Origin of the sequence: Lichenibacterium dinghuense (assembly GCF_021730615.1) — a bacterium.
GTDB classification, from domain to species: Bacteria; Pseudomonadota; Alphaproteobacteria; order Rhizobiales; family Beijerinckiaceae; genus Lichenihabitans; species Lichenihabitans dinghuensis.
Genome location: NZ_JAJLMN010000001.1, coordinates 5,217,472 through 5,237,114, shown reverse-complemented (window position 1 = coordinate 5,237,114; position 19,643 = coordinate 5,217,472). Strand labels below are relative to the sequence as shown.

Annotated in this window: 16 protein-coding genes; 6 read left to right on the top strand and 10 right to left on the bottom strand. The window is 72.3% G+C overall.

Going from position 1 to position 19,643, the window contains the following annotated elements:
- Positions 1-31: 31 nt before the first annotated feature.
- From L7N97_RS25165 to rph, 4 genes are all read right to left on the bottom strand, one after another.
- Complete coding sequence (locus tag L7N97_RS25165) at positions 32-172, bottom strand: hypothetical protein (protein ID WP_237481070.1); 141 nt, start codon at positions 170-172, stop codon at positions 32-34.
- 80 nt (positions 173-252) lie between these two features.
- The gene (locus L7N97_RS25160; RefSeq protein WP_237481069.1) at positions 253-1,950 is read right to left on the bottom strand and encodes a heparinase II/III family protein; all 1,698 of its coding nucleotides are present in this window, start codon (positions 1,948-1,950) and stop codon (positions 253-255) included.
- A 66-nt stretch (positions 1,951-2,016) separates the two neighbouring features.
- The gene (locus tag L7N97_RS25155; protein WP_237481067.1) at positions 2,017-2,451 is read right to left on the bottom strand and encodes an RbsD/FucU family protein; all 435 of its coding nucleotides are present in this window, start codon (positions 2,449-2,451) and stop codon (positions 2,017-2,019) included.
- A 31-nt stretch (positions 2,452-2,482) separates the two neighbouring features.
- A complete protein-coding gene (gene rph / locus L7N97_RS25150; RefSeq protein WP_237481065.1) occupies positions 2,483-3,205 on the bottom strand; it encodes a ribonuclease PH in 723 nt (240 codons plus the stop codon).
- 357 nt (positions 3,206-3,562) lie between these two features.
- On the opposite strand from rph, the gene L7N97_RS25145 reads away from it, so the two are divergent.
- Positions 3,563-5,077, top strand: a complete 1,515-nt coding sequence (locus tag L7N97_RS25145) for a putative bifunctional diguanylate cyclase/phosphodiesterase (protein ID WP_237481063.1) — start codon at positions 3,563-3,565, stop codon at positions 5,075-5,077.
- A gap of 7 nt (positions 5,078-5,084) precedes the next feature.
- Here the strand turns inward: L7N97_RS25145 and L7N97_RS25140 are convergent, their stop codons facing one another.
- From L7N97_RS25140 to L7N97_RS25125, 4 genes are all read right to left on the bottom strand, one after another.
- Positions 5,085-6,545, bottom strand: a complete 1,461-nt coding sequence (locus tag L7N97_RS25140; protein ID WP_237481061.1) for an MFS transporter — start codon at positions 6,543-6,545, stop codon at positions 5,085-5,087.
- 189 nt (positions 6,546-6,734) lie between these two features.
- Positions 6,735-7,940, bottom strand: a complete 1,206-nt coding sequence (locus tag L7N97_RS25135; protein ID WP_237481058.1) for a cupin domain-containing protein — start codon at positions 7,938-7,940, stop codon at positions 6,735-6,737.
- A gap of 144 nt (positions 7,941-8,084) precedes the next feature.
- Entirely contained in the window at positions 8,085-8,750 is a 666-nt protein-coding gene (locus tag L7N97_RS25130; RefSeq protein WP_237481056.1) for a GntR family transcriptional regulator, read from the bottom strand.
- 7 nt (positions 8,751-8,757) lie between these two features.
- Positions 8,758-10,068: an MFS transporter gene (locus tag L7N97_RS25125; RefSeq protein WP_237481054.1), complete on the bottom strand. Its 1,311-nt coding sequence runs from the start codon at positions 10,066-10,068 to the stop codon at positions 8,758-8,760.
- Positions 10,069-10,352: 284 nt separating this feature from the next.
- Here L7N97_RS25125 and mdcA point away from each other — a divergent pair, with 284 nt between their 5' ends.
- From mdcA to mdcE, 4 genes are read left to right on the top strand one after another with little or no spacing between them, the layout of a single operon-like run.
- A complete protein-coding gene (gene mdcA, locus L7N97_RS25120; protein WP_237481052.1) occupies positions 10,353-11,999 on the top strand; it encodes a malonate decarboxylase subunit alpha in 1,647 nt (548 codons plus the stop codon).
- Between the two features lie 9 nt (positions 12,000-12,008).
- On the top strand, positions 12,009-12,323 hold the full coding sequence (mdcC, locus tag L7N97_RS25115; RefSeq protein WP_237481050.1) for a malonate decarboxylase acyl carrier protein: 315 nt from the start codon (positions 12,009-12,011) through the stop codon (positions 12,321-12,323).
- Positions 12,320-13,279 carry a biotin-independent malonate decarboxylase subunit beta gene (locus L7N97_RS25110; RefSeq protein ID WP_237481049.1) on the top strand — a complete coding sequence of 320 codons (960 nt, stop codon included), beginning with the start codon at positions 12,320-12,322 and terminating at the stop codon, positions 13,277-13,279. The genes mdcC and L7N97_RS25110 overlap by 4 nt, the downstream gene beginning before the upstream one ends.
- Position 13,280: 1 nt before the next feature.
- On the top strand, positions 13,281-14,003 hold the full coding sequence (mdcE, locus tag L7N97_RS25105) for a biotin-independent malonate decarboxylase subunit gamma (RefSeq protein WP_237482392.1): 723 nt from the start codon (positions 13,281-13,283) through the stop codon (positions 14,001-14,003).
- 13 nt (positions 14,004-14,016) lie between these two features.
- Here mdcE and L7N97_RS25100 read toward each other — a convergent pair whose 3' ends face one another.
- Both L7N97_RS25100 and L7N97_RS25095 read right to left on the bottom strand, forming a co-directional pair.
- Positions 14,017-15,960, bottom strand: a complete 1,944-nt coding sequence (locus tag L7N97_RS25100; RefSeq protein ID WP_237481047.1) for a L,D-transpeptidase family protein — start codon at positions 15,958-15,960, stop codon at positions 14,017-14,019.
- Between the two features lie 180 nt (positions 15,961-16,140).
- Positions 16,141-17,610 carry a sigma-54-dependent transcriptional regulator gene (locus tag L7N97_RS25095; protein ID WP_237481045.1) on the bottom strand — a complete coding sequence of 490 codons (1,470 nt, stop codon included), beginning with the start codon at positions 17,608-17,610 and terminating at the stop codon, positions 16,141-16,143.
- Between the two features lie 169 nt (positions 17,611-17,779).
- On the opposite strand from L7N97_RS25095, the gene L7N97_RS25090 reads away from it, so the two are divergent.
- The gene (locus L7N97_RS25090) at positions 17,780-19,621 is read left to right on the top strand and encodes a M3 family oligoendopeptidase (RefSeq protein ID WP_237481042.1); all 1,842 of its coding nucleotides are present in this window, start codon (positions 17,780-17,782) and stop codon (positions 19,619-19,621) included.
- Positions 19,622-19,643: the final 22 nt, after the last annotated feature.

The following is a 19,643-nucleotide window of genomic DNA, read 5'->3' as shown; positions in this document are numbered from 1 at the left end:
GGCAGCGGTGCGAACCCTGGCGGAGGGCCCCTCAGCGGCCCCAGGGCCGCCGGGGACGCCGTCGGTAGGCCCCCGCACATTCGACCCCGCAGATGGCGGCGATGATGCCGAGCGGCACGACGACGAAGAGCTCCAGAAGACCGGCGAACGGTGTCGCAGCGACCATCATCATGGCCGTCCCCTCCAGCGCGGGCCTCATGGACGGGCACCGACGCCGACCACAGGGAACACCCGCGCGGCGGCGCTGTCGCGTCACGAGTCCGTGAGGTCGCCGTCGACGCGCGACAGCGACCAGGCGACCGCGGACAGGTCGGGGACGTGGCCGTGCAGCACGACCTGCTCGGTCCGCCGGGGCCCCTCGGCCTGAGCGAAGGAGATGCTCTCCTCGATGGCGAGGGGCAGGCCGCCGGCCTCGAAGAGCCAGCGCCCGCCGTCCGGGCAGGCGATCAGCACGGCCGAGCCGCGGCGCGCCGGCACGGAACGCAGAGCGGGGTGCAGGTGGAAGCGGAGCGCGAAGCCGAGGCGCCGCGGGCGGGCGCCCGGCGCCGGCTCCAGCCGATCCTCGCCGGACAGGCGAAGCCCGTCGGGCGACAGCGACAATCGGCGCAGGTGAAGGTGGCCGGCGGGGCGGGCGTAGCCGTCGTGCGACAGGGTGACCGGGCCGTCCGGTCCCGCGTCACGCTCGACCGAGACCCTGCGCGGGCCGGCATAGAGCAGCCCGCGCAATGGGCCGAGCCGCGCGAAGAGGGACGACGAGCGGCCGTCGAGCACCAGCGTCGAATGGGCCGCCGTGGCGCGCGACGCCTCGCGCGCCGCCGGCTGGGCGACGGTCGGCGCTCCGCAGTTGACGACGATCCGCTGCGCGCCGTGTGAGAACTCCAGGGCCAGCGTCCCGGCATGGGCCGCGGCCGCGTAGGCCGGGGCCGGCGGCGGGCCCGCGTCGATGATCACGGTCGCGCTCCCTGCCGCGAGGCGGAGGTAGCCCGACGGGCCGATCTCGGCCGGCCGCGCCCCGCGCGCCTCCTCGTAGGCCAGCACGGTGGCGACGACGTCGGGCCGCGTCGTCCCCATGCCGTTGAATAGGGCTAGGGCGCCGTCGCCGTGGCGCAGGCGGCGCACCATCGCTATCATGCGGTCGATGGCGTCGAGCAGCGGCGTGGGCGGGGGCAGGCCGCGCGCCGCGTAGGACTGCCGCAGCGGCAGGAGGTCGAGCAGCAGGTCGAGCAGCGCCTGCGGGTTCCGGCTCGCGTGGCCCCCGTCCGGCAGGATCTGCCGGCCGAGCTCCCCGACGAGGAGGCGGGACGCCCGCCGCTGCAGCCGGCCGAGGCCCTCGGCGCAGAGCGACAGCTGGCACAGGGCCACCGCCGCGGTGAGGCGCGGCAGGCCGGCGAGGCCGCGGTCGATCGCGGCGAGCAGCGCGTCGGCCTGTCGGGCGAGGCTGCGGGTGAAGAGCCGGTAGAAGACGCCGTCGGCGCCTTCGAGGATCAGCGGTGCCTGGCTGAGCCAGGACAGCAGCCGTCGCGCCACCACCTCGGGCGGCCAGTTCGGCGCGGCTCCGCCGCCGCGCCCGACGATCCAGTCGCCGACGAGCGCGCGGGCGTTGACGCGGGCGAGCGCCGTGTCGGCGGCGCGGAGGTGGCGAAGCCAGCCGAAGCCGGCGAGCGCGGCCGCCCAGGCTTCGGACGGCGGCTCGACCTCGAAGGGCGAGGCGCCGCGCGTGTTCACCGCCTTGCCGTCGAAGACGAAGTAGCCGGAATAGATGTCCTCGGCGACCGTCGGGTCGGCAGTTCGGATGTCCTGGGGCGCGATGACCAGCCTTTCGGGCACGCGGCAGCGCCGCGCCGCCAGCACGCGCACGGGCCGCCGCATCGCGCGGTCGAGCCCGCGCAGCCCCCGCTGGAGGACGAGGACCGCCAGACGGGCTTGGTCGGCGACGGTCTCGTCCTTCACCCCGCCCCACCCCGCGCGATCGACGCCCGACGCGGGGCGGCCCTCGTGCAGGATCGTCGGACAGGGTTAATTCGTCCTTACCACCCCCTTCTTCAGGATCACGTTGCCGTAGAGGCGCCGCTCGCCCGTGGCCACCACCGCGAAGCACGACGCGACGCGGGCGTAAAAGGCGAAGCGCTCGACCTTGTTCAGGGTGAACTCGGCGCTCTCGTGCCGCGCCAGCGCGGCGCGGAAGCTGTCGAAGATGGGCTGCTCGGCCTCGGGGTCGCCCACCACGGCCATGCACCACGCGGCCTCGGGCACGAAGTCGTCGAGCGGCATCACGGACAGGACGGCGTTGAGCGCCGCGTCGGCCGGCACGCCGTCGAGCCGGATGACGGGCGGCCCGGCCGAGGTCGCGGGATAGTTGCCGTCGACGATGGCGATCTCGTCGCCGTGGCCCATGGCGCGCAGCGCCGACAGCAGCTCCGGCGTCAGCAGCGGGTCGAGTCCCTTCAGCACGGCATCCTCCTGGTCGAAACGGTCATCGGCCTCAGCCCGCCTTGGCCACGGCGGCCTTCTGCAGCGCCACGAGGTCGGCGATGCCGGCGCGCGCGAGGCCCAGCATGGCGCCGAGCTGCTCCTCGGTGAAGGGCGCGTTCTCGGCCGTGGCCTGGACCTCGACGAGGCCGCCCGCGCCGGTGATCACGAAGTTGGCGTCGGTCTCGGCGGTCGAGTCCTCGGCGTAGTCGAGGTCGAGCACCACCTCGCCCTTGACCACGCCGCAGGACACTGCGGCCACGTGGTCGCGCAGCGGCATGTGCTTGACCATGGAGCGGCGGTGCATCCAGGCGAAGCAGTCGTGCAGCGCCACCCAGGCGCCCGTGATGGCGGCCGTCCGGGTGCCGCCGTCGGCCTGGATGACGTCGCAGTCGACCACCACCTGGCGCTCGCCCATGTTCTGCAGGTCCACCACGGCGCGCAGGCTGCGGCCGATCAGGCGCTGGATCTCCTGCGTGCGGCCGGACGGGCGGCCGGAGGTCGATTCGCGCTTGGTGCGGGACGCGGTGGCGCGGGGCAGCATGGCATATTCGGCCGTGACCCAGCCGCGCCCCTGCCCGCGCAGCCACGGCGGCGGCTTGTCCTCCAGCGAGGCTGCGCAGAGCACGTGCGTGTCGCCGAACTTCACGAGGCAGGAGCCTTCCGCGTAGCGGGCCACGCCGCGCTCGATCGTCACGGGGCGCAGCGCGGAGGACGCGCGGTTCGAGGGACGCATGAGGGCGGGAACTCCGATGTGAGCGGCGCGGCGAGTCTGCCGCGAGGTGCCGGCTTCTAGCGCGCTTCCCGGTCGGCCGGAACCTGGGAATCTCCCTCGCTGGGCCGAGCGGGCGAGGGAGAGCGGCACCCGTCCCGGCATGGCTGACGGCGGGGCGATGGACGCGAGGACAGTCGAGATCGCTCGACCACAATCGAGGGATGACAATCTTTCTTTACCGCGCACCTCCGGTATTGATATCGAGAGATGAAACATCATTTGTTATTTCTGCACAGGTGCAGCATGCGAGAGCCGAGGCGAACGATATCGTATGTTAGATTTCGCGAAATCTATCGACGTGCCGAAACCAAGGCGTTGGTGACGTTCGTCGCGACGACGGGGTCCGTCCTGCTTCTCATGCTCTACGGCTGGAATGGAGACCGCTTCTTCGATCAGGTCTGCGACCTCGACCGAGAGCCGTATAGCCCCTCGGTCCACGAAGGCCTGATGACCTACCTCGCCCTGTCGTTCTGCTGGCTGGTCCTCGCCTTCCACCGCGGCCGGAAGCTCCGGATGGAGATGGCCTCGCGCGAGGAAGCGGAGACGCGCGCGCTCGGCCTCGCCCGCACCGACGTCCTCACCGGCCTCCTGAACCGGCGCGCCTTCATGGACGAGCTCCGGGCCGCGGTCGCCATGCCGGGCGACGGCTTCGTGATGGTGCTGCTCGACGTCGACGATCTGCGGACCATCAACGACCTCCAGGGCCACGCGTCGGGCGACGCCGCCCTCCAGTCCGTCGGCCGCCGATTGGCGGAGGCCGTCGGCGAGGGGGGGCTGGCGGCGCGCCTCGGCGGCGACGAGTTCGCCGCCTTGATCCGCAACGCGGCCCCGGCAACGCCGCCCCACGAGGCCGTCGAGCGCCTGACGGCGGGCCTGCGGTCGCCGGCGACGTCGGGCGCGACGGCCGGCCCGCGGGCCAGCATCGGCGCTGCGATCTTCCCGCTCGACGGCGGCGACGCGGAGGCGCTGCTGCAGGCGGCCGACGCCGCCATGTCGTCGGCCAGGCGGGAAGGCGGGGACGCGCTGCGCTTTTTCGACCCGAGGCTCGAGGCCGAGCGCGGGGAGAGGCGGCGGCGCGAGGCGGAACTCCGCAGCGGCATCGACGGCGGCGAGGTGCGCCCCTTCTACCAGCCGATCGTCCGCCTCGCGGACGGTGGGATCTGCGGCTTCGAGGTCCTGGCGCGCTGGATGCACCCGCGGCTCGGGCTGCTGCCGCCGAGCGAGTTCATCGGCCTCGCGGAGGCGTCGGGCCAGATCACCGCCCTGACCGAGAGCCTCCTCCGGCAGGCGTGCGGCGACATCGGCCGGCTGCCCGCATCGCTGCGCCTCGCCATCAACGTGTCGCCGACCCAGTTCTCCGAGCCGCTCCTCGCCGAGCGCCTGATCGACATCGTCCGCGCGGCCGGCGTATCGGCGAGCCGCGTCGAGATCGAGCTGACGGAGGACGCGTTGATCAGGGACATCGACCTCGCCGCGGCCGTGATCGCGACCTTCCGCGCGAGCGGCATGACGATCGCCCTCGACGACTTCGGCACCGGCTTCTCGGGGTTGTCGACCCTGCGCAGGCTCAGGTTCGACAAGCTCAAGATTGACCGCTCCTTCGTGGGGACCGTGCTGGAGAGCGACGAGAGCCGGAAGCTCGTCGAGGCGATCCTGCACCTCGCCCGCAGCTTCGGCCTCGCCGTCACGGCCGAGGGCATCGAGGACGAGGCCGTCCTCGAAGCGCTCTCCGCCAACGGTTGCGAGCAGGGCCAGGGCTACCTGTTCGGCAAGCCCATGCCGTTCGAATCCGCCGCGCGCCTCGTCGGCCAGGGGCTCAGGCCCGCTGCCTGACCGCGGCTCAGGTCGGCTGGGCCGCGGCCTTCCCGCGCCGGAACAGCGGATCGGTGACGTCCTCGAGGCCGCGGCCCTCCGCGTCGACGCCGAACACCAGCGCGACGATGCCGCCGAACACCATGACGACGGCGCCGACCACGTAGCCCCAGCACAGCGGATCGCGCGCCGTGCCGTCGCCGACGAGGTGCCCGAAGATGATCGGCCCGAGGGCTCCGACGACCTGGCCGACCGCGAAGAAGTACGAGATGGCCTGCCCGCGCACCTCCAGAGGGAAGATCTCGCTGACCGTGAGATAGGCCGAGGACGCCCCGGCGGAGGCGAAGAAGAACGAGGCGCACCAGAAGGCCGTGTGCGTTCCCGCCGTCAGCGCGCCGATCTTGAACAGATAGGCCGAGGCGAGCAGGATCGCCCCGGCCAGCGCGTAGGTGCCGAAGATCATGCGGCGGCGGCCGATCGTGTCGAACAGCGGCCCGAGCAGAAGGGGCCCGAGCAGGTTGCCGATCGCGAAGGGAAAGAAGTACAGCGCCGCACTGGACGCGTCGAGCCCGTAGAAATTCTGCAGCACCAGCGCGTAGGTGAAGAAGATCGCGTTGTACAGGAACGACTGCGTGATCATCATCGTCAGGCCGAGGAAGGTCCGCGAAGGGTAGATCTTGAAGAACACCTCGACCAGCCGGGCGAAGGGCACCGCCTTCTCGGGTTCGACCGCCATGGCGCGCTCCTCGTCGACCGGCGGCAGCGCGGCGCCCTCGTGGCGCACGCTCGCCTCGATCTCGTCGACGATCCGCTCGGCCGCTTCGGCCTGGCCGTGGACCAGCATCCAGCGCGGCGACTCCGGGATGTGCCGCCGCAGGAAGATGATGACCAGCCCGAGCAGCGGACCGATGAAGAAGGCCACGCGCCAGCCGACGTTCTCGGGCAGGACGCTGTGGTTCAGCAGAACGAAGCTGCCGAGGGCGCCGAGCATCGCGCCGGCCCAGTAGGTGCCGTTGACCGCGATGTCGACCCGGCCGCGGTATTTCGACGGGATCATCTCGTCGATGGCGGAATTGATCGCCGTGTATTCGCCGCCGATGCCGAGGCCCGCGACGAAGCGCCAGAGATAGAGGAACCAGGGCGCGAAGGCCAAGCCCGCCACACCCGACCCGACGAGGTAGATGGCCAGCGTGGTGATGAAGAGCTTCTTGCGGCCCCAGCGGTCGGTGAGGCGGCCGAACACCAGCGCGCCGACCACCTGCCCGATGAGGTAGATCGTGCCCGTGAAGCCGACGTCCTCGGAGCTCATCCCGAGGCTGTCCTTGAAGCCCGAGGCCGACACGAGCTGGATCTCGATGCCGTCGAGGATCCAGCTCACCCCGAGGCCGACCACCACCATCCAATGGAACCGCGCCCAGGGCAGGCGGTCCATCCGCGCGGGGATGAGGCTGCGCGCCGGCTGCGCGCCAGCCGAGGTCGTGGATGTCATGGGCGCCCCTCCGATCCGGCGCCGCCGTGGCCGGCCCCGTCGCATGCAGGCTAGCGCGCTTTTCCGGCCGGCGGAAACGGGCGCCAGGGGACGGGTTCCGACCGCCGATGGACGGGCAGCCCCACAGCGAAAGGGCCGACCCGCGGGGGCCGGCCCTTCCGCCGATGTGTGGGACCCGGCCCGAGTCGATCAGGCCTGGCTGTCGAGCTTGTCGATCGTCGCGGCCGGCACGCCCGCGAGGTTGTTCGACAGGAGGTACTTCGGCGCCGTCGCCATCCAGTGCTTGAGGGTGATCTCCTCGAACTTGCCGGCGTTCCAGGTCTGGATGATCTCCAGATCCTCGTCGCCGGTGTTCATCATGGCGTGGCCGTAGCCCTGGGGCACGTAGGCCGAGTCGCCGGCCTTGACCTCGGCGGTCTTGCCGCGGCCGCCCGAGCCGAACAGCACGATCTGGCCCTTGCCCTTGAGGTAGTACTGGAACTCGTCGGCGTTGGGGTTCCAGTGCAGCTCCTTCACCTGGCCCGGCTTGATGACCATGCGGGCGCCCGACATGGTCGCGGAGATCGGCCACTCGTCCACGGTGGCGAGGTGGAAGGTGCCGCCATCGAAGTCGCGCTTGGCGCGCGGGTCGTCGAGCAGGCGGAACTTGTGGGTCGACTCCTTCGGCCAGGGGGCGTCGCGCGCCTCCGACACCGGCACGACCGGACCGGCCTGGATGTAGGTCTCACCCTTGGGGAAGGCGTCGAAGGCGGCCGGCGTCAGGCCGAGGCTCTTCGCCAGGACGTCGTGCGGCGTCACGTCCACCCAGTCGGTGATCGAGAACGTGCCGTGCTCGGAGAAGGCGCCGTTGTCGAAGTTCAGGATGAAGTGGCAGGGCTTGTCGCCGATGGTCTGGATCGAGTGGCCGTGGCCCTTCGGGAAGAACCACAGGTCGCCGGGCTTGTAGTTGTTGACCTCGGTCTGACCCGACGGGTCGAGCACGACCGTCTGGCACTGGCCGTCGATCACGTAGGCCCACTCGGCCGCGATGGCGTGCCAGTGCAGCTCGCGCGACGCGCCGGGGTCGAGGAACATGTGGACGGCCGCGATGCCGGTCGCGATCGGAAGCGAGTGGACCGTGGTCTCCTTGGCCCAGCCGCCCGAGGTGATCTTGGGCTTGGAGCCGTCGAGCGAGCGCGTGAAGGCCGGCATCTCGCCGATGTCCTTGGCGTCGTGATAGGCGACCGGCGCGCCCGGCTGCAACTGCTGGACGTCGCGGCCCAAGCCGCCCTGCCCCGGCGTGCCCTTGTCGTCAATGGTGGTCGGGGTCGCGGCAGCGGCCGCGCCCGTCAGTGCAACCAGGCCTCCGGCGCCGAGCGCGGCCGTACCCAGGAAATTGCGCCTGCTGGTGTCCATGTGATCCTCCCTCGTCGTCCGCGGCCGTCGCCGAAGCGGGCTCTTGAACGGTCGTTGCATGCAATAGATGCGGTCGCGGCGGACCGCAATCGGCCGGACGGCGACTCGCGACAATATTTTTGCGGACGCGCAACCCGCGACGGGTCAGCCTTCGACCGTGTCCGCGATATAGCGGCCGAGGGCGCTGGCGGCGTTGAGCATGTGGGCTCGCATGCGCCGCGCCGCGAGCTCGCCGTCGCCCTCCGCGATGGCGGCGAGCACCTGCCCGTGCTCCTCGTGCGAGGCCGCCATGCGGCCCTCGTGGCGGAGCTGGGTGCGGCGGAACACGTCGAGGCGCGACCGGATGGCGAGGGCCTGCTCGGCCATGAAGCCGTTGTGGGTGGCGGCGTAGAGCGACCCGTGGAAGTCGCGGTTGAAGCTCTCGTAGCCGTCGAGGTCGCGGGCGGCCACCAGGGCCTTCGACGCCTCGTGGAGGTCGCTGAGGCGGCAGCGCTCCAGCGGCGTCATCCGGTATGTGGCGAGGCGCACGCACAGGGTCTCGACCTCGGCGATGGTCTCGAACATGTCCATCATGCGGGCCGAGGTCAGCCGCGTCACCAGCACGCCGCGCCGCGGGCGCATCTCGACGAGGCCCGACACCGCGAGCTGCCGCAGCGCCTCCCGCACGGGCGTGCGGGAGGCGCCGAAGCGGTCGGCGAGGTGCTGCTCGTCGAGGCTTGTGCCGGCTGCGAGCACCCCCGAGGCGATCTCGTCCGTCAGCGCGTTGCGGATGCGGTCGGACAGCAGCGTCCCGTCGCCGGCCTCGCTCACCGGCCGATCACTTGGGCAGCGGCCGGCCGCGCGTCTCCACCGCGAAGGGGATGACGATCAGGCCGATGCCGAAGGCCACCGCGGTCCAGGCGACCGGCGTGCCGAGCGTCCCCATGCCGTGCACGGCGGCCCCGAGCGCGAAGTTGACGCCCGCCCCGATGAAGCGCCCGACCGAGGTGCAGAACGCGAAGGCCGTGGCGCGCACCTCCGTGCCGAAGAGCTCGGGCAGCCACAGCGAGAAGAGCGCGAAGTTGGCGCCCGAGAAACCGAGGAAGAACAGCAGGGTCAGGAACGTCGGCAGGGCGCGCTCGCCCGGCAGGTAGAAGGCCCAGCCGAACGACAGGGCGATGAAGACCAGCATGCCGCAGAAGAACAGCGCCAGGGTGGCGCGCCGGCCGAGGCGCTCGGCGATGAGCGGCAGGGCGAGGCAGCCCAGCACCGTGCCGATCGACAGGATGGCGGTGCCGTAGGACGCGAAGCGCACGGCGTCGACCTGCGCGTAGCCGGCCTGCTTGGCGAGCGTGATGGCCGCGGCCGGCTCGTAGACCGACCCGGCCCAGAGCCCGATGATGGCCACGGTCAGCAGCGTGGACATGACGAGCGTGCGCGCCCGGTAGCGCGGCCCGAAGATCTCCTTCAGCGGGCTGACGCGCTTCGCCGCCGCGTCCTGCACGGCCTCCCAGCGCTCCGGCTCCTTGACCTTGAACAGGGTGACGAGCGACACGACCACGGGGAAGAGGCCGCACAGGAACATGGCGCGCCAGCCGAAGGCGGCGCCGACCGTGGCGTTGAGCGCGGCAGCGGCGAAGAAGCCGAAGTAATAGCCGCTCTGCAGGTAGCCGGCGCCCATCTTGCGCCGGTCCTCCGGCCAGGCTTCGGCCACGTAGGTGCCCGCCATGGCCCATTCGCCGCCGATGCCGATGCCGGCCAGGAAGCGGAAGAGCGCCAGCTCGTAGACGTTCTGCGAGAAGGCGGCGGCGCCGGTGAAGACCGAGTAGATCAGCACCGTGGCGGCCAGGGTGCGCGTGCGGCCGAAGCGGTCGCCGATCGGGCCCCACACGAAGGACAGCCCCCAGCCGACCAGGAACAGGGCGAAGAGGACGGAACCGATGTAGCCGGTGTTGGCCGGCGTGGCCTCGATGCCCGAGCGCGGCAGCAGCTCCGTCAGCGCGGGGATGAGCACGAGCGCGTAGATCACGCTGTCCATGCCGTCGAGCAGCCAGCCCGCCCAGGCGGCCCAGAACCCGACGATCTGGTCCCTGTTGAGCGGAGTCCGCCGCGGGCGCAGGTGCTCCATGCCGCCGACCAGTCCCGTCATCGCGCCACCTCTTCGGCCACCGCGACGACGGGCACGGACTCGGACGCGGCCGATCCCCTCGGCCGCGTCGAAGCTGCGTTTCCGTCCCCGCGGCGCGTGCTGCACCCGTCGCAGGTCTGCGCCTGCCGCAGATCAGCATGCACGATTTCGGGTCGGCCGCAATCCTGTATACGGACCGGGGCCGCGCCGATGTCGAAGAATGCAATGCGGCTTGATCTCGGCTTCGATCGCCGTAGTTTGCGGGATGGAACGGCCGCACCGGCGGCCCATCGCGAAAGAGCGCCATGCGGGACTGGAGCCGGGACGGGACGGCCAGGGACGAGCGCGTCGCCGCGGGCCGGAGGTTCGCGCGCGGCAAGGCGGTGCACCGCGACGACGCGGCGAAGCTGCTCGAAGCGCTGCTCAGGCCCGGCGACCGCGTGTGCCTGGAGGGCGACAATCAGAAGCAGGCCGACCTGCTCGCGGAAGCGCTCACGCGGGTCGACCCGGCACGCGTGCACGACCTCCACATGGTGCAGTCCGGCGTCGTGCTGCCCGAGCACCTCGACGTGTTCGAAGCGGGCATCGCCAAGCGCCTCGACTACGCCTATTCGGGCCCGCAGTCGGCCCGCATCGCGCGGATGCTGTTCGGGGGGAAGATCGAGCTCGGGGCGGTGCACACCTACCTCGAGCTCTTCGCCCGCTACTTCGTCGACCTCACGCCGCAGGTGGCGCTGATCGCCGCCGTGTCGGCCGACCGCGACGGCAACCTCTACACGGGGCCCAACACCGAGGACACGCCGACCGTCGTGGAGGCGACCAGCTTCAAGAACGGCGTCGTGGTGGCGCAGGTGAACGAGATCGTCGACCGCGTGCCGCGCGTCGACATCCCCGGCGATCGCGTGCATTTCGTGGTGGAGGCCGGCCGGCCCTTCTACGTCGAGCCGCTCTTCACCCGCGACCCCGGCGCGGTGACGGAAACCCAGATCCTCACCGCCATGCTGGCCATCAAGGGCATCTACGAGCCCTACGCGGTGCGCCGGCTGAACCACGGCATCGGCTTCAACACGGCGGCGATCGAGCTGCTGCTGCCGACCTACGCCGAGCGCCTGGGGCTGAAGGGGAAGATCTGCACCCACTGGGCGCTGAACCCGCACCCGACGCTGATCCCCGCCATCGAGGCGGGCTGGGTGGAGCAGATCCACTCCTTCGGGTCGGAGGTCGGCATGGACGACTACATCCGGGCCCGGCCCGACGTGTATTTCACCGGCGCCGACGGCTCGCTGCGCTCCAACCGCGCCTTCTGCCAGACGGCCGGCCTCTATGCCTGCGACATGTTCATCGGCTCGACGCTGCAGATCGACCTCGCCGGCCATTCCTCCACAGTGACGACGAGCCGGGTTGCGGGCTTCGGCGGCGCGCCCAACATGGGGTCGGACCCGCGCGGGCGCCGCCACCCCTCGGGTCCCTGGCTCAAGGCGGGCGCCGAAGCCGACCCGGACGCTCCGGCGCCGCTCCGCCGCGGGCGCAAGCTCGTGGTGCAGATCGGCGAAACCTTCGGCGAGAACAACGCGCCGCTCTTCGTCGAGACCCTCGACGCGCTGAACCTCGCCGAGAAGCTCGACCTCGAACTCGCCCCCGTGATGGTCTACGCCGACGACACGACCCACGTCGTGACCGAGGAAGGCGTCGCCAACCTCCTGCTCTGCCGGGACGCCGCCGAGCGCGAGCAGGCCATCCGCGGCGTGGCGGGCTACACGGAGATCGGACGCAAGCGCGACCGCGCCTTCGTGGAGCGCCTGCGCGAGCGCAAGGTCATCCAGCGGCCCGAGGACCTCGGCGTCGACCCGCTAGACGCCGACCGCAGCCTGCTCGCGGCGCGCTCGATCAAGGACCTCGTCCACTGGTCCGGCGGGCTCTACGCCCCGCCGGCGAAGTTCCGGAACTGGTGAGGCTCGGCGATGGAGAATCTGACCTACCGCCACAAGGCCAGGGCCCGCGCGCCCGGCTCAAAGCCGTCGGCGCTCGTCGGCGTCGTGGCGTCGGGCAACCTCGAAGTCCTGGCCGAGCGCGTGCTGGCGGACACCGACTGCGAGGTGTCGATCGCCACGACCGCGAAGGGGTTCGGCGACGTGTGGGCCGCCGTGGTGGCGGACTTCGTCGAGCGCCGCTCGCCAGGCGGGCTGCGCCTGTCGATCAACGACGGCGGCGCGCGCCCCGACACCGTGGCGCTGCGCCTGTCGCAGGCCGTGCGCTCGCTGGAGGACGGCCGATGAGTCCCGCCCCGAACGCCGCGCCGGGGGGCGCCTCGGAGCGCGGCCGCGGCGGCGTGAGCTGGTACGAGGCTTCGGCCCGCCAGCGCCTTCGCCTGCTGCTCGACGAGGACAGCTTCGTCGAGTTCGTCGGCCCCGAGCAGCGCGAGACGAGCCCGCACCTGCACGTCTTCGACCTGCCCGAGCAGTTCGACGACGGCATGGTGGCCGGGCGCGGCCTCCTGGAGGGCGCGCCCGTGCTGGTCGCCGCGCAGGAGGGTCGCTTCATGGGCGGCGCCTTCGGCGAGGTCCACGGCGCCAAGCTCACCGGCCTGCTCCGCGCCGCGCGCGACCTCGCCCGCGCCGGGAAGGCCGTGCCGGTGCTGATCCTGTTCGACACGGGCGGCGTGCGGCTGCAGGAGGCCAACGCCGGCGAGCTCGCCATCGCGGAGATCATGCGGGCCATGATCGAGGCGCGCGCCGCCGGCGCCAAGGTGGTCGGCCTCGTCGGCGGCCGCGCCGGCTGCTTCGGCGGCGGCGGGCTGATCGCCGGCTGCTGCGCGGCGCTCGCCGTGTCCGAGCAGGGCCGCATCGGCGTGACGGGCCCCGAGGTCATCGAGACCAACCGGGGCGTCGAGGAGTTCGACGCCAGGGACAGGCCGCTCGTGTGGCGCACGATGGGCGGCAAGCACCGCCGCCTGATCGGCGGCGCCGACGCCTTCGCGGACGACACGGTCGAGGCCTTCCGCGCCGCCGCAGTGAGACTGCTCGGCGATGCCGCGCCGCTGACCCTCGCCACGCTGAGGAACGAGCAGGACCGGCTGCGCGCTCGGCTCGACCGCTACGGCGCCTGCGCGGACGCCCGGGACGTCTGGGCCGCCGGGGGCGTCGACGACGCCGCGGCCGTGCCCGGCATGGCGCCCGACGACTTCATCGCCCTCGCGTCGCGCGTCGCGGAGCCCGCCCTGAATGCCCGATAGCATGACGCTCGACGAGATTCTGCCCTCGCTGTTCCCCAACGGCCACGCCGTCGCCCGCGCGGGCGGCCTGCTGACCGGCACGGCGACGCTGAAGGACGGCGGCACGGCGGTCGTGGTCGGCGTCGAGGGGCGCACGCCGCTCGGCGTCGACGGCGCCCTGACGCTGGCTGCTCACGTGCTCGACGCGCTGGAGCGCGGCGGAGGAGGCCCGGTCGTGGTGCTGGTCGACAGCGACAGCCAGCGCATGAGCCGGCGCGACGAGCTGCTCGGTTTGAACGAGTTTCTGGCGCACCTCGCCAAGTGCCTGATCGTCGCCGACCTCGAAGGCCGGCCGACGGTCGGTGTGCTCTACGGCCACACGGCGGCGGGCGCCTTCATCGCGACCGCGCTGGCCACGCGCGTCCTCGTCGCGCTGCCGGGCGCCGAGCCGGAGGTCATGGACCTGCCGTCGATGAGCCGGGTCACGAAGCTGTCGGTCGAGGTGCTGAAGGAGAAGGCGCAGTCGACCCCGGTCTTCGCACCGGGCCTCGACAACCTCGCCCAGACCGGCGCCGTGCTCGAGACCTGGGACCCATCGACGCCATTGGCCGACCAGCTCGCCGCGGTGCTGGCCCGCGCCGCGGACGGCGATCGGCGCGACGCGCTGGGGAAGGAGCGGCGGGGCCGGCCCAAGGCGGCCGACATCGCCGCACGGGTGCAAGAGCTCGCCACCCGCGGGGGCTGAGCGCCGGTCCCGCTCAGCCGGACAGGCCGAGCGCCGCCCGCACCTTGGCGGAATAGCCGTAGACGTCGTCGCGCAGGCGGAGCTGGCCCGCCTCGTCCACGAAGGCCGTGAAGTAGTTCATGTGGACCTGCACCGGCCGCGGCAGGTTCACGGTGCGCTCGCCGCCGCCCACCATGCCCTCGACGCGCGCCTCGCTCCAGCCGCGGTCGCGGCCGAGCACGGCTTCGGCGAGCTTGAAGGGCTGGTCGACGCGCACGCAGCCGTGGCTCAGCGCCCGCGCGTCCCGGCTGAAGTAGCCCTTCGCGTTCGTGTCGTGCAGGTAGACGGAGAACTTGTTCGGGAACAGGAACTTGATGCGGCCCAGCGCGTTGCTGTCGCCCGGCGGCTGGCGCACGTAGGTTTCCCCGCCCTTGCGCACCACCTCATAGCCGTGATCCGCGAAGTAGTTCGGATCCGCGGCGAGCTTCGGCATCATCTCCTTCTCGACGATGGAGAGCGGCACGTTCCAGTACGGGTTGACGATGATGTATTTCATCGTCTCGGAGAAGATCGGCGTCTGGTGGTCGGGCTTGCCGACCACGACGCGGGCGTGGTGGATCGGGCGGTCGCCGTCGAAGACGTCGAGCGAGTAGTCGGGGATGTTCACCACGACGTAGCGCTGCCCGAGGTCGCGCGGCAGCCAGCGCCAGCGCTCCATGTTGGCGAGGATTTCGTTCTCCAAACGGCGCGGCTGCCCGCCCGACAGGCTCGCCACCGTGCGCGGCGTGAGCACGCCGGAGGCCGGCATGCCGTGGGCGCGCTGGAAGTCCGCGACCGCGCTGGCGACGCGCGTGTCGTAGACCTGCCCGTCCGCCCCGGCGGAGGCACCGATGTCGAGCCCGAAGCGCGCGCGCAGCAGCGGCACGCGCGCGTCCTTCATGCCGGGCTTCAGGGCCGGGCCGGCCGGGATGGGGCCGCCCGCCGTCATCTCCGAGGCGCGCCGCACCTCCGCGAGCTTGGCGCGCAGGGCGAGGTAGCCCTTGTGCGGCGGGTTGAAGCCGCGCAGCGCTTCCCCGGGGTCGGCCGCGTCGCGCAGCGCCGCGAGCACGCGGCCGGGCGGCGCCACGTCGGGCTTGGCGGCCACGAGCGCGTCGATGCGCGACGGGTCGACCCGGCCGCCGCTCGCCTGCCGCGCGTATTCGACGACCGCCTCCGTGAGCGACAGCTCGCTCTTCGCCAGCGCGGCGGGGTCGCCCCCGTCCGGCACGTCGACGCGCGCCGAGCGGAGGTCGAGCCCGTCCTCGGCGGCGCGGTCGATGCGGGCGAGGGCGGAGCGGGCCGGTGCGTCGAAGTGCCCGTCCACGACCCAGATCGGCGCGAAGCCGCGCGCGGCGTAGAAGTCGCGCACGGCCGTGCGAGCGTCGTAGCGCTTCTCCTCGGCCGCGGCGGCCGGGATGGAGCGCAGGCCGCGGAGCGGCTCGGGGCCGAGCCAATCCTCGATGGCTCGCTGAAGCGTCGCGGCGTCGAGCACGGGCGCGTCGGGCGACACGGGCCCGTAGGCCAGCGGATCGGGACCGGCCGGCCCGGCCACCGGCGCGGTGGCCGGCGCCGTCGCGGGCGCGGCGGCCGGCGATCCCGCCGCGCGCGTCGGCGGCACGCTGCCGGTCGAGGCCGCGTCCGGCGTCGCCGAGGCGAGGGGCTTCGGCAGGTCGTCGGGCCACAGGCCGGCCCCGTCGCCGGACTTGGTCGGCGCGTAGGCGTCCAGCACCGAGCCCGGCTCGGCGACGATCCGCGACAGCGCGCCGCGCGCCTCGTCGCCCGGCATGTAGTCGGAGGCGTCCGGCAGCATGGCCGACTGCGCCCCCGCGGGATGCGGCTTGCGCGGCGCGGCCGCGGCGCCGCCGGGCGCGAGCAGCGCGCCGGCGAACAGCAGCGCCGTTGAGGTGAGGAAGGCCGAGCGGCCGCGCTGCGCTGTCATCCCGGAGGGATCCCCGTCCGAGGCCCGGCCGGGACGGCGCCGCGCCGTCCCGAGCCTGCCCGCGTTCATCTGCATGAGGTCAAACGCCGCCCGGGGCGGGAAAGCAACGCCGGCCCGCGCGGAAAAGATGTCGAAGGACGCATCCGCGCGGCACCGTGGTGTCGCGATGACAGGTTCGGGTCAGGCCGCGGCCTCGTCGCCCTCGTTGAGGCCGAAGTCCTTCATCTTGCGATACAGGGTCGAGCGGCCGATGCCGAGCTTGCGCGCCATCTCGCTCATCTGCCCGCGGTAGTGGGCGAGCGCGAAGCGGATCAGCTCCGCCTCCATCTCCTCCATACGGCGCACGTCGCCGCAGTCGTCGAGCAGCTTCATGACGTTGGGATCGCGCACCTCGACCTTGACGATCTCGCGCAGCACGGCGGCGGGCGCCAGCGCCGGCACGGCCGGCACGCGGACGTCGAAGCCCTCGACCTGCGCGGCGATCTGCGGGAACTCGGCCACGGTCAGCTCGCCGCCGTCGCACAGCACCACGGCGCGGAACACGACGTTCTCGAGCTGGCGCACGTTGCCGGGCCAGCCGTAGCGGCTGAGCAGCGCGACGGCCTCGGCCGAGATGCCGGTGATCTTCTTGCCCTCCTCGGCGGCGAAACGCGCCGCGAAGCGCCGGGCGAGGTCGGGCACGTCGTCGCGCCGCGCGCGCAGCGGCGGGATCGTGATCGGGAACACGTTGAGGCGGTAGAACAGGTCCTCGCGGAAGCGGCCCTGCTTCACGAGCTCGATGAGGTTCTGGTTGGTGGCCGACACGAGCCGCACGTCCACCTTGACCGAGCGCTTGGCGCCTACGGGGTCGACCTCGCCCTCCTGCAGGGCGCGCAGCAGCTTCACCTGCGCGTCGAGCGGCAGCTCCCCGATCTCGTCGAGGAACAGCGTGCCGCCGTTGGCCTCGACGAACTTGCCGAGGTGCTTCTCCGTGGCGCCCGTGAAAGCGCCCTTCTCGTGGCCGAACAGGATCGACTCGATCAGGTTCTCGGGCAGCGCGCCGCAGTTCACCGGCACGAAGGGCCGGCCCTTGCGCTCCGACGAGCCCTGGATGGCGCGGGCCATCAACTCCTTGCCGACGCCCGACTCGCCCTCGATCAGCACGGGGATGTTGGAGCGGGCGGAGCGCTCGCCGAGCCGGATGGCGCGGCCCATGTCGTCGCTCTTCGTGACGATGTCGCGGAACGTCAGCGCGCCGGAGGCGCGGCGCGTCATGCGGCGCACCTCGTCCTCCAGCGCGTCGAAGCGCAAGGCGTTCTTGATCGACACGGACAGGCGCTCGGCGCCGACCGGCTTGACCACGAAGTCGACCGCGCCGGCCCGCATGGCGGCGATCACGGTGTCGATGGTGCCGTGGGCCGTCTGCACGATAGCCGGCACGGCGATCTTGCGCTCGCGCAGGCGGCGCAGCACCGCCATGCCGTCGACCTCCGGCATGGCGAGGTCGCAGATCAGGAGGTCGATGGGCTTGCCGTCGGGCGCTTCGAGGCGGCGCAGGGCTTCGGCGCCGCCGTCGACCACCTCGGACTCGTAGCCGAACCGCCGCACCGTGGCTTCGAGCAGCCGGCGCTGCACGGGGTCGTCGTCGACGATCAGGATGGTGGCAGTCATGCGTCCCCGATGTGGCCCTGACCCTCGGGCCTCGCCGCCCTCGGCCACGGCAACATCGTCCACGAGGGTAAACCCGCACTTAACGGGCGATCCGATGCACCGCCCCCCGCCGTGACGCCGCCACGGGATGGGCCTATGGGAGGCCGACGAAGCCGAACCGGATGGACCGATGTTCCCCACCCGCCGTCCCGCCCAGCATCAGGCCCGCACCGGCGCGGACGCCGCCGCGCTCGGCGACGTGCCGCGCTGGTCCCTCGCCGACCTCTACCCCGCCATGGACGCGCCCGGCTTCGCGGGCGACCTCGCCGACGCGGCGCGCGGCGCGGAAGCCTTCGCGGCCGACTACCGCGGGCAGCTCGCCGCGATCGCGGAACGGCCCGACGCCGCATCCCGCCTCGCCGAGGCGGTCGGGCGCTACGAGCGGCTCGACGAGGCGCTCGGGCGCGCCGCCTCCTACGCGCAGCTCCTCTACACCGAGGACACGGCCGACGCAGGCCGAGCCAAGTTCATGGCCGACGCCGGCGACCGCGTCACCGCCGTGTCGTCGAACCTGCTGTTCTTCACGCTGGAGCTGAACGGCATCCCGGACGCGACGCTCGACCGGCTCGCCGCCGAGGAGCCGCTCGCGCATTGGCGGCCCTGGCTCGACGACATCCGCAAGGACCGGCCCCACCAGCTCGACACCAAGCTGGAGCAGCTCTTCCACGAGAAGGCCGTGACGGGCCGCGCCGCCTGGACGCGGCTGTTCGACGAGACCATCACGTCGCTGCGCTTCACCGTCGACAGCGCGGAGCTGGCGCTCGAGCCGACGCTGAACCTCCTCCAGGACCCGGACGGCCGCGCCCGCGAGAGCGCCGCCGCGGCCCTGGCCGAGACGCTGGGCGCGAACGGGCGCACCTTCGCGCTGATCACCAACACGCTGTCCAAGGACCTGGAGATCTCCAACCGTTGGCGCGGCTTCGCCGACGTGGCCGACTCGCGCCACCTGTCGAACCGCGTCGAGCGCGAGGTGGTGGACGCGCTGGTCGCGGCCGTGCGGGGCGCCTATCCGCGGCTGTCGCACCGCTACTACCGCATGAAGGCGCGCTGGTTCGGCCGCGAGCAGCTGAACCACTGGGACCGCAACGCGCCCCTGCCCGCGGCGGCGCCCGCCATCGTGCCCTGGGCGGAGGCGCGCGACACGGTGCTCGACGCCTACCGGGGCTTCTCGCCGGTGGTGGCCGACATCGCGCGGCGCTTCTTCGACGAGCGGTGGATCGATGCCGAGATCCGGCCCGGCAAGGCGCCCGGCGCCTTCTCGCACCCGACCGTGCCGGCCGTGCACCCCTACGTGCTGATGAACTACGGGGGCCGCCCGCGCGACGTGATGGTGCTGGCGCACGAGCTCGGCCACGGCGTCCACCAGACGCTGGCGGCGCCGCGCGGCGCCCTGATGGCGCAGACGCCGCTGACCCTAGCCGAGACCGCCTCGGTGTTCGGCGAGATGCTGACGTTCCGGGCCATGGTGGCGCGCGCGAGCACGCCGGCGGCGCGCTTCGCGCTGCTGGCCGCCAAGGTCGAGGACATGCTCAACACGGTGGTCCGGCAGATCGCCTTCTACTCCTTCGAGCGCAGGCTGCACGAGGAGCGCATCGCGGGCGAGCTGACGGCGGCGCGGATCGGCGAGCTGTGGATGAGCGTGCAGGCCGAGAGCCTGGGTCCGGCGATCCGGCTCGGGCCGGGCTACGACACGTTCTGGAGCTACGTGCCGCATTTCGTGCACTCGCCCTTCTACGTCTACGCCTACGCGTTCGGGGACTGCCTGGTGAACTCGCTCTACGGCGTGTTCAGCGCGTCGCCGGAGGGCTTTGCCGAGCGCTATCTCGCGCTGCTGGCCGCGGGTGGCACCAAGCACCATTCGGAGCTGCTGAAGCCCTTCGGCCTCGACGCGCACGACCCCGGCTTCTGGAGCATCGGCCTCGGCGTCATCGAAGGGCTGATCGACGAGCTGGAGAGGCTGCCGGCGCCGTGACGGTGCCCTGCCGCCGTCATCG